This is a genomic window from Caballeronia glebae (genome assembly GCF_001545035.1).
In the GTDB taxonomy this organism is placed as follows: Bacteria; Pseudomonadota; Gammaproteobacteria; order Burkholderiales; family Burkholderiaceae; genus Caballeronia; species Caballeronia glebae.
Genome location: NZ_FCOJ02000014.1, coordinates 107266 through 121577, shown reverse-complemented (window position 1 = coordinate 121577; position 14312 = coordinate 107266). Strand labels below are relative to the sequence as shown.

The following is a 14312-nucleotide window of genomic DNA, read 5'->3' as shown; positions in this document are numbered from 1 at the left end:
CTTTTCAATCGAAGGCCGCGTGCGCCGCGGCCATGTCCTCCAGAAACGCTTCCACGATCTCGCGCTTTGCGTCGCTCGCGCCGCTCGCACGCGCCGCGCGCGTGACCATCTGGAACGCGACGCGATAGCGCATTGCTCGCGGATTCAGCGGCGCGAGCAAGCCCTCCTTCACGTAGGGCGCGGCGAAATGCTCGGGCAGATAGCCGAGATGGCGGCCCGACAACACGAGCATCGCGACAGCTTCCATGTTGTCGGCGACCGCGCCGATGTTGCGCGGCGTGAGTTCGCCGGCTTCGGGCAGCGGGTAACTGCGCCAGGCCCAGTCGTGCTCGAATGCCTGCGCAACGCCGACGCGTCCCGCCCGCGCGAACAACGGATGCTCGCGTGCGCAATACGCGAGCTGATCCTCCGCGAAAATTTCGGTGTATTCGAGCGACGGCACGCGATGCCAGAAGTACCCGATCGCCATCTGGATGCGCTCGGCCAGCAGCATCTCTTCGAGTTCGCCCGGCGAGCGCACGAGCACCGCGAACCGCACCGATTCGTCGCGCTGCCGGAAACGCGCGATCGCCTGACTGACGCGCGCGTTCGCGCTGACGGGCGTATTGCCGATCATCCCGAGCGTGAGCGTGCCGACGAGCTTCCGGCCGACATTGCGCGCGGTCGAGTCGAAGGTATCGACGGCCGCGAGCAGCGTGCGGCACGCCTCGACGAACTGCTCGCCGCGCGAAGTCAGCGCGAAACCGCCGCGGCCGCGCTCGCAAAGGCGGTAGCCGAGCCGCGTTTCCAGCGTCGCGAGTTGCGTGCTGATGGTCGATTGCCCGACGTTGAGCGTCGCCTGCGCGGACGACACGCCGCCCGCATCGGCGATCGCGAGAAACACGCGGATGAGCCGCAGATCGAGATCGGAAAGATGAGTGAACATGGCCGCCAGCGATACATCGATAAATATCGATGTTAAGTTAAATTCGTCGCCATTTCATCTTCGCCGGAAAGCGGCTATTAATTGCGGGATTGAACACGTACAGCCATCGGACGCCATGAATACATCCTCGCTTTTCGCTCCCGCCGAACACTTCGATTCGCACTTTCTCGAACAGCGCGCCGAGCGCCCGCAGCCGCTTTCGGGCAATCAGATGCCGCGTTGCGGCGGCATCACGACGATGATGCGCCTGCCGCACGTCCAGTCGGCCGAAGGGCTGGATGCGTGCTTCGTCGGCGTGCCGTTCGATCTCGGCACGTCGAATCGGACCGGCGCGCGCTTCGGCCCGCGCCAGGTGCGCAGCGAGTCCGTGCTGCTGCGCCCGTACAACATGGCGACGCGCGCCGCGCCGTTCGATTCGCTGCGCGTCGCGGATATCGGCGATGTCGCGATCAATCCGTACAACCTGCTAGATTCGATCGACCGTATCGAGCGCGCGTACCGCGAGATCCTGAAGCACGACTGCAAGCCGCTCACGCTCGGCGGCGATCACACGATCGCGCTGCCGATCCTGCGGGCGATTCACGCGAAGCACGGCAAGGTCGGGCTGATTCATATCGACGCCCACGCGGACGTCAACGACACGATGTTCGGCGAGAAGATCGCGCACGGCACGCCGTTTCGCCGCGCGGTTGAAGAGGGCTTGCTCGATTGTTCGCGCGTCGTGCAGATCGGCCTGCGCGGCACGGGTTACGAAGCGGGCGATTTCGACTGGTGCCGCGAGCAGGGTTTTCGCGTCGTGCAGACGGAAGAGTGCTGGAACAAGTCGCTCGCGCCCTTGATGAACGAAGTGCGCGCGCAGATGGGCGACGGCCCGGTGTACATCACGTTCGATATCGACGGCATCGATCCCGCGTTCGCGCCCGGCACCGGCACGCCGGAAATCGCCGGGCTGACCGTGCCGCAGGCGCTGGAGATCGTGCGCGGCGCGCGCGGGCTGAACATTGTCGGCGCTGATCTGGTGGAAGTCGCGCCGCCCTACGATCCGTTCGGCACGACCGCGCTGCTCGCCGCAAACCTCGCATTCGAGTTGCTGTGCGTGCTGCCGGGCGTGGAGTATCGCGCGGCGAAATGACGAAGTGAACGTGGACGCGTCGATGTGAAAAAGCCGCCGGATCGGTCGAATCCGGCGGCTTTTCTCATGCGGGCGTTACGCGTAAGCGCGTCGTCCGCCCGCCACGAGCAACAGATAACACACCGCGCCGAGCGCGAGCGCGGGCAGCGTCGCGCCGAGATTCGGCAGCCATTGATTGATCGCGTGATACGCCGCGATTCCAATGCTCCACGCGATGAACGCGCTCACGTGCCATCCGCCGGAAAAGCCGTAGCGTCCGTTGACATCGGCGAGCACGGCGGCTTCGATGCGGCGCTTGCGCACGATGAAGTGATCCGCCAGCACGACGCCGAAGAGCGGCGCGAACACCGAGCCGATCAGCAGCAGGAAGTTCTGATACTTGCCCATTTCGACGGCGAGCGCGACGAGCGTGCATAGCGCGCCGAACGCGCACGAGAGCATCGGCACGCCGGCGCGCGCCCAGAACGTGCCGGTCGAAACGGCGGCGGAATGGATGTCGGCGAAGGCGTTGTCGATTTCATCGATCAGGATGAGGAAGAGCGCAAGGCCGCCGCCCGCCTGCGCGAGCGCGGTCGTGAGGAGCGCATCGCCGCCGCCCGCCGCGAGCCCGTAGATCGCGCCGAGCGCATAGAACCACAGATTCGCGATGCCGTAGCCGAAGAGCGTGCCGCGGAACGCGCCGCCCGCGTTCTTGCCGAAACGCGTGTAATCGGCGATCAGCGGCAGCCACGACAGCGGCATCGCGACGACGAGATCGATGCCCGCGCCAAACGCCATCTCGCCGGTGCCGGGGCGCGCCATCAACGTGGCGAGATCGTGCTTGGCGAGCAGATTCCACGTGAGCCAGCCCGCGCCGCCGAGCAGGAGCCATATTCCCCAGGTCCGCAGAAAGCGCCGCACGAAGGAGAGCGGGCCGCTCACGGCGAGCAGCGTCGCGAGCGCGCCGAAGATGAGCGTCCAGACGAGCGGCATCGAAAGATGGAAGGACTGCTTCGCGAGCGCGTCGGCGGAATCGCGCATCACGATGATCTCGAACGAGCCCCAGCCGACGAGCTGGATCGCGTTGAGCACCGCCGGCACCGACGCGCCGCGCACGCCGAGCGTCGGCCGCAGCGACGACATCGCCGCGAGCCCCGTGTCCGCACCGACGACGCCCGCGAGCGCGAGCAGCAGCACGCCTATCACCGAGCCGATGAGGATCGCCGCCAGCGCATGCGGCAGCGACAATCCCGGCACCAGCAGCGCGCCCGCCTGCGCGACCAAGAGACCGATGCCGAGCGAGAACCACAGCGCGAAGGCGTCGCGCGTGCCGAATGCGCGCCGCTCGGGCGGCACGGGCGTGAGCGGCGCGTAGGTCGAAGTTTCGCCGTGCGCCGCGGCGTTCGTGGTGGGCTCTTGCGCCATCGGATTGCGTCCTTATATTGTCGAAGCGGTGTCAGAAAAGCGCGTGGCCCGCTTCACGCGAAGCTCGCCGCTCTCAGGCTGTCATAATGACCCGATTCTGCGGTCACGCCGCGCCTTCTCGAAGCGCGAGATTATCGCCGCGATCCACCCAACTGCGTCAACCCGCATCGCACAGCACATGTTCGAAGAAAACCGTGGCACCGTTCCGCTCGCGGAGCGCCTGCGCCCCCGCACCGTCGACGACGTGATCGGCCAGAAGCATCTGCTCGGGCCGAGCAAACCGCTGCGCGTCGCGTTCGAATCGGGCGAGGCGCATTCGATGATTCTCTGGGGTCCGCCCGGCGTCGGCAAGACCACGCTCGCGCGCCTCATGGCCGACGCGTTCCACGCGCAGTTCATCTCGCTCTCGGCCGTGCTGTCCGGCGTCAAGGATATCCGCGAGGCGGTGGAAATGGCGCAGATTCATCGCGCGAACGGGCATCAGACGCTCGTGTTCGTGGACGAGGTGCATCGCTTCAACAAGAGCCAGCAGGATGCGTTCTTGCCGCACGTCGAATCCGGTTTGTTCGTGTTTGTCGGCGCGACGACGGAGAATCCGTCGTTCGAGGTGAACAGCGCGTTATTGTCGCGCGCGGCGGTGTACGTGCTGAAAAGTCTCGACGCCGACGAACTGAAGGAGCTGCTCGAACGCGCGACGAAGGAGCTCGGCGGCCTTACGTTCACCGACGAAGCCCGCGACGCGCTGATCGGCTCGGCCGACGGCGACGGCCGCAAGCTGCTGAACAATCTGGAGATCGTCGCGCGCGCGGCGGCGCAGAAAAAACAGACGGAAGTCGACGGCGCGCTGCTCGGCAGCGCGCTGGCGGAAAATCTGCGCCGCTTCGACAAGGGCGGCGACGCGTTCTACGACCAGATCAGCGCGCTGCACAAATCGGTGCGCGGCAGCAATCCGGACGCGGCGCTTTACTGGTTCTGCCGCATGCTCGACGGCGGCGCGGACCCGCGCTACATGGCGCGGCGCTTCGTGCGCATGGCGTGGGAGGATATCGGTCTGGCCGATCCTCGCGGCGCGCGCATCGCGCTCGATGCCGCCGAAACCTACGAGCGGCTCGGCTCGCCGGAAGGCGAACTGGCGCTCGCCCAGGCGCTCATCTATCTGGCCGTCGCGCCGAAATCGAACGCGGGATACAACGCGTATAACGAGGCGCGGCGCTTCGTCGGCCGCGACCAGTCGCGCGGCGTGCCGGTGCATCTGCGCAACGCGCCGACCAAGCTGATGAAAGAACTGGGCTACGGCCACGAATATCGCTACGCGCACGACGAGCCCGACGCTTACGCCGCCGGCGAAACCTATCTACCCGACGGCATGCGCGACCCGTCCTGGTATCAGCCGACGCCGCGCGGGCTCGAAGGCAAGATCGGCGAGAAACTCGCGCGCCTCGCCGAACTCGATGAAGCGTGGCGGCGCGAGCATCGCGACGAGAAGAAGCGATGAATTCGCCGATGTTCGTTTCGCGCCCGGGCGAATCGCGTTTCACGCGGCACAAACGCCGATCCCGCCCGGCGCGCGATGACCGTGCGCTAAAATCGGCGTTTCCGATTACCTGACAAAGCAGCCCCGCCATGCTCGACATTCAAACCCTCCGCAAAGACCTGGACGGCGTCGCGAAGCGTCTCGCCGATCGAGGCTACACGCTCGACGTCGCCGCGTTCGCCGCGCTCGAAGCCGAGCGCCGCGACATCCAGACCCGCACCGAAGAACTGCAGGCGCGCCGCAACAGCCTGTCGAAGCAGATCGGCGCGATGAAAGGCCGCGGCGAGGACACGTCGGCAGTGATGGCGGAAGTGGGCGGCATCGGCGACACGATGAAGGAGTCGGCGGCGAAGCTGGACGACGTCCAGAAGCGTCTGTCGGATCTCATGCTGACTGTGCCGAACGTGCCGCACGAGAGCGTGCCGGTCGGCAACGACGAGACGCAGAACGTCGAAGTGCGGCGTTGGGGCGCGCCGCGTTCGTTCGACTTCGAAATCAAGGATCACGTCGATGTCGGCGCGCCGCTCGGTCTCGATTTCGAAACGGGCGCGAAGCTGTCGGGCGCGCGCTTCACGCTGCTGCGCGGGCCGATCGCGCGGCTGCATCGCGCGCTCGCGCAGTTCATGATCGACACGCACACGGAGCAGCACGGCTACACCGAGGCGTACACGCCGTATATCGTGAATCCGGAGATTCTCTACGGCACGGGCCAGTTGCCCAAGTTCGCCGACGACATGTTTCGTGTCGAGAAGGGCGGCGACGAGAACATCGTCACGCAGTACCTCATCTCGACCTCGGAGATTTCGCTCACCAACACGGTGCGCGACAGCATCATCGAAGCCAGTGCGCTGCCGGTGAAGCTGACCGCGCATTCGCCGTGCTTCCGTTCGGAAGCGGGCTCGTACGGGCGCGATACGCGCGGCCTGATCCGTCAGCATCAGTTCGACAAGGTCGAGATGGTGCAGATCGTCGCGCCGGAGCATTCCTATGCCGCGCTCGACGAAATGGTCGGCCAGGCGGAGACGATTCTCCAGAAGCTGGAACTGCCGTATCGCGTGATCACGCTGTGTACCGGCGACATGGGCTTTTCGGCGACGAAGACGTTCGATCTCGAAGTGTGGCTGCCGGCGCAGAACACGTATCGCGAGATTTCGAGCTGCTCGAACACCGAGGCATTCCAGGCGCGTCGCATGCAGGCGCGCTTTCGTAACGCGCAGGGCAAGCCCGAGTTCGTGCATACGCTGAACGGCTCGGGACTGGCGGTCGGCCGCACGCTCGTCGCGGTGCTGGAAAACTTCCAGAACGCGGACGGATCGGTGACGATCCCGGCGGTGCTGCGACCGTACATGCGCGGAGTGGAAAGAATCGAAGTTTCCGCGTCGGCCTGACTTTTATTTTCAATAAGGGGCTTGGAAAGCACGAAAGGGTTGGATATACTTTCGTTCTTCGTTGAGCAACGACCAGTTCGCGAAGACCCGCAAGGGTAGACGGAGAGGTGGCAGAGTGGTCGAATGTACCTGACTCGAAATCAGGCGTACGGTTTTCCCGTACCGTGGGTTCGAATCCCACCCTCTCCGCCAAGACACTAAAAACCCCGCAAGTCGTGAGACTTGCGGGGTTTTGCTTTTTGGGCTTCGCGTGGAGCCCCGCCTCGTTGCGGCGGAGCCATCGCTCAGGTGGTTCAGGTGGTACATCTCGCGATATCGAAGCGCAATTCCGGCTCGGGCACGCCGCCATCGTCGCTTGAAGACTGCTGCACCTTCACGCTCGACCCATAAGCCGAAGGCGTGAGCGTCACGAGCCATGCATTCGATCCGACCAGCAACTCTGTCGATCCTTGATCGCGTCGCGCTTGCGCGGACGGAATCATGCGTTGCAGGCAACTCGATATATCCGAGGCGGGCCGCGCCGACGAAACATGAATCACGGGCTTCGACGCACGCAGTTCGGGACCGCTCGTCGAGCTGCAGGCGGCAAGCGCGGCGACGCCCGACAAGGCGGCGCAAAGGAAAGCAAATCGATGCAGGTTCATAACGCTCCGGCGGGTCAGAAGTCGCGCCACTAAACCACAAACGGACGCTCATCACAAGGGCGAACGACGACGGCGCCGCATGCGAAAACAACGCGTCCGAAGCCTCGAAATGCAGCGCCCAAGCGCCTCTCCAAGAAGCGGGGCTGCGCGGGAGTGCTATCATCGGGCCCATTGTCCTCGCCTGCCGCCCGCCTCGAACACCGGCAATAACGCAGTAACCCGCGCGCGAGGCGGCACGAACCCATTCGCATTGCTCAATGGCCATCACGCTCAAGACACTCGCCGACATCGAAAAATTGCGCATCTCCGGCCGCATGGCCGCCGAAGTCCTCGCGATGATCGGCGAACACGTCCGCCCGGGCGTCACCACCGACGAACTCGACGCCATCTGCAATCGCTTCATCGTCGACGAACTGAAGGCCGTGCCCGCGAACGTCGGCTACATGGGTTTTCCGAAGACCGTCTGCACCTCGGTAAATCACGTGGTTTGCCACGGCATTCCCGGGCCGAAGGAATTGAAGGACGGCGACATCATCAATATCGATGTCGCGATCATCAAGGACGGCTACTACGGCGACACGAGCCGCATGTACTACGCCGGCACGCCGAGCGAGCAAGCGCGCCGCCTCACCGAAACGACCTACGAAGCAATGGTCGCCGGCATGCGCGAAGTGCGTCCGGGCGCGACGCTCGGCGACGTCGGCGCGGCGATCCAGAGCGTTGCGCATCGCGAAGGTTTTTCTGTGGTGCGCGAATATTGCGGCCACGGTATCGGCCGCGTGTATCACGAAGATCCGCAAGTGCTGCACTACGGGCAGCGCGGCGCGGGCCTGCGTCTGAAGCCGGGCCTCGTTTTCACGATCGAGCCGATGATCAACGCGGGTCGCGCCGCCACGCAACAGTCGCGCGACGGCTGGACCGTGACGACCAAGGACCGCTCGCTGTCCGCGCAATGGGAGCACATGGTCGCCGTGACCGACGACGGCTTCGAAGTGCTCACGCCGTGGCCGGACGGCACCGGCCAATACGCCGCGCCGTGAATGCGGCTGCGCCATCTCGTGTGCGCTGCAAAGCACTTTTGCGGGATTTAGGAATTGACGGGTTCGCCCGTTCGGTTGAAGCTATGCCAATGGCCCGAGCACCGGACCGGCCGGCAGAGCCGCACGCGCATCCCGCCTGAAAGCCAGAGAGAAATAGTCTGCATGAGCGTCCGCATGAGTCCCTCATTGACCGTCAGCCGCATCGCCGCGCAACAAGGTTCGGTTTTGCGCGAGCTTCGCACGGCTTCGCTGCGCGAAGCGCCGTATGCATTCGGCGAAACGCTGGAAGCTACGCTGCTGGTCGACCCGTCGTCCTTCGACGAAACCGCCGCGCTGCACGCGGCTTCGCCCCGGCTCGCGACGTTTCTGCTCTACACCGAAGGTCATCCTTGCGGTCTCGTGCACGCGTATATCGAAGAGACGCCGAACGCGCGCGCATTCGTGAACGCGCTGTGGGTCGCGCCGGCCGTGCGGCATCTGCGCGGCGGCGAACTGCTCGTGAACGTGGCGTCGCGATGGCTCGCGCGGCAGGGCGTCGCCGAGGTGCATGCGTGGATATCCGGCGAGAATCGCACCGCGGTGCGCTTCTACGAGCGCCTCGGTTTCGGTCCCACCGGCGATCGTCGCGCGATGCCGTCTCACGAAGAAGAAGCCGAGTCGCTCTTCGTGCGCCACATGCATCCGGAAGAGGACGAGTGACGCGCGTGCGCTTCTAGTCCGTCTTCGCTGCCCGCGTGTTCGTCGTACGCGTTCGCAGCACACACTTCTCGTTTGCCATTAGCTGAAATCGGTCTTAAAAAATATGGCCGTGTGCGGCAACGCCTGTAAAATACGCAAAATTTTTGGCTGTTCTTATGTCGCTCAACAAAACGCCCTTTTTCGAACTGCGCAGCGGCTCCGTCGACACGCTTCTCTTCGTCGTCAAGACTCCCGACCTCGATGCCTTGCGCAGCGAACTCACGCGGCGTTTCGAAGCGACTCCCGAATTCTTCGCAGGCGATGTCGTCGCCATCGACGTGCGCCGTCTCGCTGATTCCGCGAAGGAAGGCGAGGGCGAGCGCATATCGCTCGCGGAACTGGAGACCTTGCTGAAGAGCGTGCGCATGCGGCCGATCGGCATCGTCGCGCTGCCTGCGCAGACGTGGGCGATTCAATGGGCGAACGCGGGCGGCCTGCCGATTCTCGAAGCGCGCGACCGGCGCGGCGCGCCCAAGCCTTCCGCCGACGAAGCCAAGCCCAACACCGAGGCCGCCGCCGTGATCGAAGCCGCGGTCGCGAACACGCCGCCACCGCCCGCGCTGCCGGCGCCCGTGACCATCATCGATCGTCCGCTGCGCTCGGGGCAGCAGGTCTACGCGAAGGGCGATCTCGTCGTGCTCGGGCTCGTGTCGTACGGGGCCGAGGTGATCGCCGAAGGCAATATCCATATCTATGCGCCGTTGCGAGGCCGCGCGCTCGCGGGCGTGCATGGCAATCTCGACGCGCGCATCTTCTGCACCTGTCTCGAACCGGAACTCATCTCCATCGCGGGTATCTATCGGACGACCGAGAACCCGCTGCCGGCCGACGTGCTCAGCAAGCCGGTGCAGATCTGGCTGAACGAAGAAAAACTCATGATCGAACCGCTGCGGCTGACCTGACGGGTCGGATCGACTCGCGCGCCCGATGCCCCTGGCGCGCGCTCGATGGCAAGGCGAGCGGACCTATTTGACGAACACAAGGTACTTGTATGGCAAAAATCATTGTGGTGACTTCGGGGAAGGGCGGCGTCGGCAAGACGACCACCAGCGCGAGCTTTGCATCGGCGCTCGCATTGCGCGGCCACAAGACGGCCGTGATCGACTTCGATGTCGGTCTGCGCAATCTCGACCTCATCATGGGTTGCGAACGCCGCGTGGTGTACGACCTGATCAACGTCATTCAGGGCGAGGCGAACCTGCATCAGGCGCTCATCAAGGACAAGAAGTGCGAGAACCTCTTCATCATGCCGGCGTCGCAGACGCGCGATAAGGAAGCGCTCACGCTCGAAGGCGTCGAGAAGGTCATCGACGAATTGATCAAGATGGACTTCGAATACATCGTGTGCGATTCGCCGGCGGGTATCGAATCCGGCGCGCTGATGGCGATGCACTTCGCCGACGAAGCGCTCGTCGTGACCAATCCGGAAGTGTCTTCCGTGCGCGATTCGGACCGCATTCTCGGCATTCTGTCGTCGAAGACCAAGCGCGCGATCGAAGGCAAGGAACCGGTCAAGGAACATCTGCTCATCACGCGCTACAACCCGAAGCGCGTGAGCGAGGGCGAAATGCTGTCGCTCTCCGACATCCAGGAAATCCTGCGCATCGATCTGATCGGCGTGATTCCGGAATCGGAAGCGGTGCTGCATGCATCGAACCAGGGTTTGCCGGCCGTGCATCTGGATGGCACGGATGTCGCGGAATCGTACAAGGACGTGGTGTCGCGTTTCCTCGGCGAGGAAAAGGCGCTGCGCTTCACCGATTATCAGAAGCCCGGTTTGCTGCAACGCATTTTCGGCACCAAGTAAGGGGACGCAATGTCGATTCTTTCGTTTTTGCTGGGCGAGAAGAAGAAGTCCGCTACGGTCGCGAAGGAACGCTTGCAGTTGATCATTGCGCACGAGCGCGCGGGTGGCAAAGCCGCCGCCGATTATCTGCCGGCGTTGCAACGGGAACTGGTTGCAGTGATTTCGAAGTACGTGAAGATTTCCGATGACGATATTCGAGTCAGTCTCGAACGTCAGGACGATCTGGAAGTGCTGGAAGTGAAGATCGAGATTCCGCAGGCATGATGCCGCGCGGCGCGTGCTTGTGCGCCGCGTATTTCGAAAGAGCCAGAATCGCGCGATTCTGGCTCTTTTGCTTGGGCGCTATCGTTTGCGCGTGGAGTTTTCGATGTTTTCCGCTTTCGGTTCGCTGAACTCCGCGTTCATCGACCGATGATTCAGCGTTGTGGAGCGGGTTCGTCGCCGGCCTTCGTCGCGTCGTCGTCCGGTACTTCCGGCGAGGGCGCGGGCGGCGCGGGCGGCGTCATATAGCGCTCCGACAGCGCTTCGTAAAGCGGTGGCGCAAAGAAACGCGACGCACGGCTCGAAATCAGCGCCGTCGCCATCAGCGAAATCACGAGCGCGTGGCCGTTGATCATCTCCATGACGATGACGAACGCCGTGATCGGCGACTGCGTGACGGCGGCGAGGTAGCCGACCATCGCGAGCGCGATCAGCACGGCGAGGGACATGTGCGGAAAGAGCGCGTGCAGCACGTTGCCGAAGCCCGCGCCGATCGACAGCGAAGGCGCGAAGATGCCGCCCGGAATGCCGGGCAGGTACGAGCCGATCATCGAGATCATCTTGAGAAGCGGATAGAACATCGACAGATGTTCGCGCCCTTCGAGCAGGCCGCGCGCTTCGGCGTAGCCGCTGCCGAAAGTCGTGCCGCCGGCGAGCAATCCGACGCCGGCGATGATGAAGCCGCAAAGCGCGGCGAACGCGACCGGCCGTGATGCGTGGAGGCGGCGCAGCGGCGCGGGAATCCATTTGCTCGTATTGAGCAACAACCAGCAGAACACGCCGCCGCCGATGCCGGTGACGACGCCCGTCACGACGACCGCCACCGCGAAGAACTTCGGAAACGTCGCGCCGGCCTGGATCGTGCCGAAGTACGTGTAATTGCCGTTCAGCCCGAGCGCGACGACGCCCGCGATGAGAATGCCCGTGATGAGCACGCCGCTCGTGCGCACTTCGAAGCTGCGTGTGAGTTCCTCGATGGCGAACACGATGCCCGCGAGCGGCGTGTTGAACGCCGCCGACAATCCCGCCGCCGCGCCCGCGAGCACGAGTTGCCTCTCGATCAGCGAATTGGAGCGCGGATACAGGCGTCGCATGTTGAACATCAGCGCCGCGCCGATCTGCACGGTCGGACCTTCCCGGCCGATCGTGAGTCCGCCGAGTATCGCGACGAACGACACGGCGATCTTCGCGACGAGAATCCGCAAGGTGAGCAGCCGCCCGCCGGCCGCCGATGTCGGGCTATCGAGCACGGCGATGACCTGAGGAATGCCGCTGCCTTCCGAGCCGCGGAAGAAACGTCGCGTGACGAAGACGCAGAGCGCCGTGGCGGCCGGCGTGACGACGAGCGGTAGCCACGGATGCGCGCTGCGCGCATCGGAGAAGAGGCTGAAGCCCCAGTCGATCAGCCGGGCGTAGTAGACGGCGACGAGCCCGACCAGGATCGCGCCGAGCCAGAAGACGCCGTAGCGGCGCCACAGGCTGCGCGTGCGTCGTGCGGTGATGATCGAGAGGGAGCGGAGCGCGCGGATCATGCGATGGCCGTTTCAAAAACGGCGAACGCGCAGCGTCTTGCCGGTTCCAGAAAAAAGAACAGGCGCGAGGCTTTCGCCGGGCGCCCAAGAAACGCTCCCGCCATAAGCAGGAGCGGAGAGGAGAAGAGAGCCGTGCGTTTGGTTCGACGAGCGACCCGCGCGAACGGTATTACCTGCTCTGAGCGCGCGAGCGGGGGAAAGTTCAACCGATGCGGAATTTTTTTTGCAGGTCCGCCGCGTGAAGCGGGCGCTGGCCGCGTCACGCGGTGAGCACTTCGAAGGCGAGCACCGCCAGAATCGCGCCGACATTCGCGATGACGGCTTCGAAAATCACGCCCCGCCACGTCGCCGGCCGAAATTTGATTGCGAGGAGCAATGCCGTGAGAAGCGCGATGGCGATCATCGCGACGAGATGAGCGCTTTCCAGATGAATACGCATCCCAGCCCCTTTTTGGTTCGCGGCAGAAGTTTCCGCGAGTTGTTTTTGTCGAACTTGTTTCGAGTATAGGCAGCGGCAGATTTACTGGATAGCGGACAAAAAAGTCATTTTCCCGCCACCTTGCCGACTGGCATCGGGTGTTAGCTTAAATACTCGTCGATTAAGGGAATTTTCTTTTTAGACTAGGTACAAACCCCGTATGTGCGCCGGCCACTCCGGCCGCGCGCCGAAACCGCAGGTTCGCGGAGCATTCGCCAGATGACTTCCCCGACGACACGTTCTCTCGAAGTCGATTTCTTTCGAGGAATCGTGCTGCTCATTATCGCGGTGGACCATATAACGGGAAGCGTGTTGTCGCGCTTTACGCTGCACCAATATGCATTCTGCGATTCCGCTGAAGTATTCGTGTTTCTTGGAGGTTATGCGTCGGCGGCGGCTTATACGGCGCTTGCGACTCGCCGTAGCGATTCAGCCGCCCGCCGACGCTTTTTCAAACGCAGTTGGGAAATCTATCGCGCGTATCTGTTCACGGCGTTTCTGATGCTGATCGGCGGCGCAATTCTGATGGCGCTGCAAGTCGACACGCCGATGGTCCAGTACACCGAGTGGCCGACCTTTCTCACGCGGCCGTTCGGCCTCACCGTCGATATCGCGTTGCTGCGTCAGCAGCCGTATCTTTCCGCGGTATTGCCGATGTACTCGGTGTTCGCGCTCGCCGTGCCGGTCATCGTGCCGCTCGCGCAGAAAAAACCGGTCATCGCGATGTTCGGCAGCCTGTTCGTGTGGCTCGCGGCCATGCCGCTCCTGCGTTTCCTGCCGGGCACGTACGGCGAAGCGTGGGCGTTCAATCCGTTTGCCTGGCAATTGATGTTCATGACCGGCGTGCTCGCGCGCGTGCAGCCGATCAGCGACGAATTTCACGCCGGCAAGATCGCGCGCTGGCTGACCGCCGGAGCGATCGCCGTCGCGCTGACCTTCGCGTTCTTCAAGCTTTTCCTCGAAACGCAGGCGCCGCCGGGATACATGAAGCAGAATCTCGCGACGCTGCGCATCGTGAGCTTTGCGGCCATCGCGTGGATCGTCGCGCGCGGCGTGTATGCGGGATGGATCGGCAAGCTCGCGCGCAAGTTGCCGGGCGTCGTCACGATCGGGCAGCAGGGGCTCGTGTGCTTCATCGCGGGCACGTGCGTGTCGCTCGTGCTGGATTCGGCGCTGCGCGCGATGGGCGTGCTCGGGCTTGGGCGCTATCCGTCGCACTGGATTCTCGGGCTTATCGCCGATGGCATCGCTATCGTCAGCCTGCTCGCGCTCGCGCGCTTCTGGGCCGATCGCAAGGCGGCGAAGGCGGCGCGGGCGAAGGGCGCCGAGCGGCCGACGCCGCGCATTCCGGTCATCGAGGGCAGGCCCGTGCCCGTTCCCACCGCCAACCGGCGCGATCGCTGAACGCGCCGGTTTTCCGTGGGTTCTC

At 64.1% G+C, this 14312-nt stretch carries 14 protein-coding genes and 1 tRNA gene; 10 read left to right on the top strand and 5 right to left on the bottom strand.

Annotation, left to right across the window (positions count from 1 at the left end; all coding sequences use genetic code 11):
- Positions 1–4 precede the first annotated feature (4 nt).
- Entirely contained in the window at positions 5–925 is a 921-nt protein-coding gene (locus tag AWB82_RS12515) for a LysR family transcriptional regulator (RefSeq protein ID WP_086967450.1), read from the bottom strand.
- A gap of 115 nt (positions 926–1040) precedes the next feature.
- Between AWB82_RS12515 and speB the strand changes: the two genes are divergently transcribed.
- On the top strand, positions 1041–2057 hold the full coding sequence (speB, locus tag AWB82_RS12510) for an agmatinase (protein WP_086967449.1): 1017 nt from the start codon (positions 1041–1043) through the stop codon (positions 2055–2057).
- Between the two features lie 75 nt (positions 2058–2132).
- On the opposite strand, the gene cytX is transcribed toward speB, so the two are convergent.
- Positions 2133–3461, bottom strand: a complete 1329-nt coding sequence (gene cytX / locus AWB82_RS12505; RefSeq protein WP_086967448.1) for a putative hydroxymethylpyrimidine transporter CytX — start codon at positions 3459–3461, stop codon at positions 2133–2135.
- 178 nt (positions 3462–3639) lie between these two features.
- On the opposite strand from cytX, the gene AWB82_RS12500 reads away from it, so the two are divergent.
- The 3 genes from AWB82_RS12500 to AWB82_RS12490 all read left to right on the top strand — a co-directional run bounded on the left by AWB82_RS12500 (position 3640) and on the right by AWB82_RS12490 (position 6575).
- A complete protein-coding gene (locus tag AWB82_RS12500) occupies positions 3640–4956 on the top strand; it encodes a replication-associated recombination protein A (RefSeq protein ID WP_086967447.1) in 1317 nt (438 codons plus the stop codon).
- A gap of 128 nt (positions 4957–5084) precedes the next feature.
- Positions 5085–6383, top strand: coding sequence for a serine--tRNA ligase (gene serS / locus AWB82_RS12495; protein ID WP_086967446.1), 1299 nt, complete (start codon positions 5085–5087; stop codon positions 6381–6383).
- Positions 6384–6484: 101 nt separating this feature from the next.
- Positions 6485–6575, top strand: a tRNA-Ser gene (locus tag AWB82_RS12490).
- A gap of 101 nt (positions 6576–6676) precedes the next feature.
- Here AWB82_RS12490 and AWB82_RS12485 read toward each other — a convergent pair.
- A complete protein-coding gene (locus tag AWB82_RS12485; RefSeq protein ID WP_086967445.1) occupies positions 6677–7027 on the bottom strand; it encodes a hypothetical protein in 351 nt (116 codons plus the stop codon).
- Positions 7028–7284: 257 nt separating this feature from the next.
- Here AWB82_RS12485 and map point away from each other — a divergent pair, with 257 nt between their 5' ends.
- From map to minE, 5 genes are all read left to right on the top strand, one after another.
- The gene (gene map, locus AWB82_RS12480; RefSeq protein ID WP_086967444.1) at positions 7285–8067 is read left to right on the top strand and encodes a type I methionyl aminopeptidase; all 783 of its coding nucleotides are present in this window, start codon (positions 7285–7287) and stop codon (positions 8065–8067) included.
- Between the two features lie 174 nt (positions 8068–8241).
- Complete coding sequence (locus tag AWB82_RS12475) at positions 8242–8766, top strand: GNAT family N-acetyltransferase (RefSeq protein WP_086967468.1); 525 nt, start codon at positions 8242–8244, stop codon at positions 8764–8766.
- 155 nt (positions 8767–8921) lie between these two features.
- Positions 8922–9707, top strand: coding sequence for a septum site-determining protein MinC (gene minC, locus AWB82_RS12470; RefSeq protein WP_086967443.1), 786 nt, complete (start codon positions 8922–8924; stop codon positions 9705–9707).
- An 89-nt stretch (positions 9708–9796) separates the two neighbouring features.
- A complete protein-coding gene (gene minD, locus AWB82_RS12465) occupies positions 9797–10612 on the top strand; it encodes a septum site-determining protein MinD (RefSeq protein ID WP_086967442.1) in 816 nt (271 codons plus the stop codon).
- Between the two features lie 9 nt (positions 10613–10621).
- Complete coding sequence (minE, locus tag AWB82_RS12460) at positions 10622–10876, top strand: cell division topological specificity factor MinE (RefSeq protein WP_008350955.1); 255 nt, start codon at positions 10622–10624, stop codon at positions 10874–10876.
- A 152-nt stretch (positions 10877–11028) separates the two neighbouring features.
- Here the strand turns inward: minE and AWB82_RS12455 are convergent, their stop codons facing one another.
- Both AWB82_RS12455 and AWB82_RS12450 read right to left on the bottom strand, forming a co-directional pair.
- Complete coding sequence (locus tag AWB82_RS12455) at positions 11029–12405, bottom strand: chloride channel protein (protein ID WP_086967441.1); 1377 nt, start codon at positions 12403–12405, stop codon at positions 11029–11031.
- A gap of 259 nt (positions 12406–12664) precedes the next feature.
- Positions 12665–12844 (bottom strand): hypothetical protein, encoded by a 180-nt coding sequence (locus AWB82_RS12450; protein WP_086967440.1) that lies wholly within the window; start codon positions 12842–12844, stop codon positions 12665–12667.
- A gap of 258 nt (positions 12845–13102) precedes the next feature.
- On the opposite strand from AWB82_RS12450, the gene AWB82_RS12445 reads away from it, so the two are divergent.
- Positions 13103–14287 carry an OpgC domain-containing protein gene (locus AWB82_RS12445; RefSeq protein WP_086967439.1) on the top strand — a complete coding sequence of 395 codons (1185 nt, stop codon included), beginning with the start codon at positions 13103–13105 and terminating at the stop codon, positions 14285–14287.
- The last annotated feature ends 25 nt before the right edge of the window (positions 14288–14312 follow it).

Coding starts and splice junctions, on each gene's coding strand:
- cytX (WP_086967448.1), bottom strand. CDS start 3,461: ATGGCGCAAGAGCCCACCACGAACGCCGCGGCGCACGGCGAAACTTCG.
- AWB82_RS12445 (WP_086967439.1), top strand. CDS start 13,103: ATGACTTCCCCGACGACACGTTCTCTCGAAGTCGATTTCTTTCGAGGA.
- AWB82_RS12450 (WP_086967440.1), bottom strand. CDS start 12,844: ATGCGTATTCATCTGGAAAGCGCTCATCTCGTCGCGATGATCGCCATC.
- minC (WP_086967443.1), top strand. CDS start 8,922: ATGTCGCTCAACAAAACGCCCTTTTTCGAACTGCGCAGCGGCTCCGTC.
- minE (WP_008350955.1), top strand. CDS start 10,622: ATGTCGATTCTTTCGTTTTTGCTGGGCGAGAAGAAGAAGTCCGCTACG.
- AWB82_RS12475 (WP_086967468.1), top strand. CDS start 8,242: ATGAGTCCCTCATTGACCGTCAGCCGCATCGCCGCGCAACAAGGTTCG.
- serS (WP_086967446.1), top strand. CDS start 5,085: ATGCTCGACATTCAAACCCTCCGCAAAGACCTGGACGGCGTCGCGAAG.
- AWB82_RS12500 (WP_086967447.1), top strand. CDS start 3,640: ATGTTCGAAGAAAACCGTGGCACCGTTCCGCTCGCGGAGCGCCTGCGC.
- speB (WP_086967449.1), top strand. CDS start 1,041: ATGAATACATCCTCGCTTTTCGCTCCCGCCGAACACTTCGATTCGCAC.
- map (WP_086967444.1), top strand. CDS start 7,285: ATGGCCATCACGCTCAAGACACTCGCCGACATCGAAAAATTGCGCATC.
- AWB82_RS12455 (WP_086967441.1), bottom strand. CDS start 12,405: ATGATCCGCGCGCTCCGCTCCCTCTCGATCATCACCGCACGACGCACG.
- minD (WP_086967442.1), top strand. CDS start 9,797: ATGGCAAAAATCATTGTGGTGACTTCGGGGAAGGGCGGCGTCGGCAAG.
- AWB82_RS12515 (WP_086967450.1), bottom strand. CDS start 925: ATGTTCACTCATCTTTCCGATCTCGATCTGCGGCTCATCCGCGTGTTT.
- AWB82_RS12485 (WP_086967445.1), bottom strand. CDS start 7,027: ATGAACCTGCATCGATTTGCTTTCCTTTGCGCCGCCTTGTCGGGCGTC.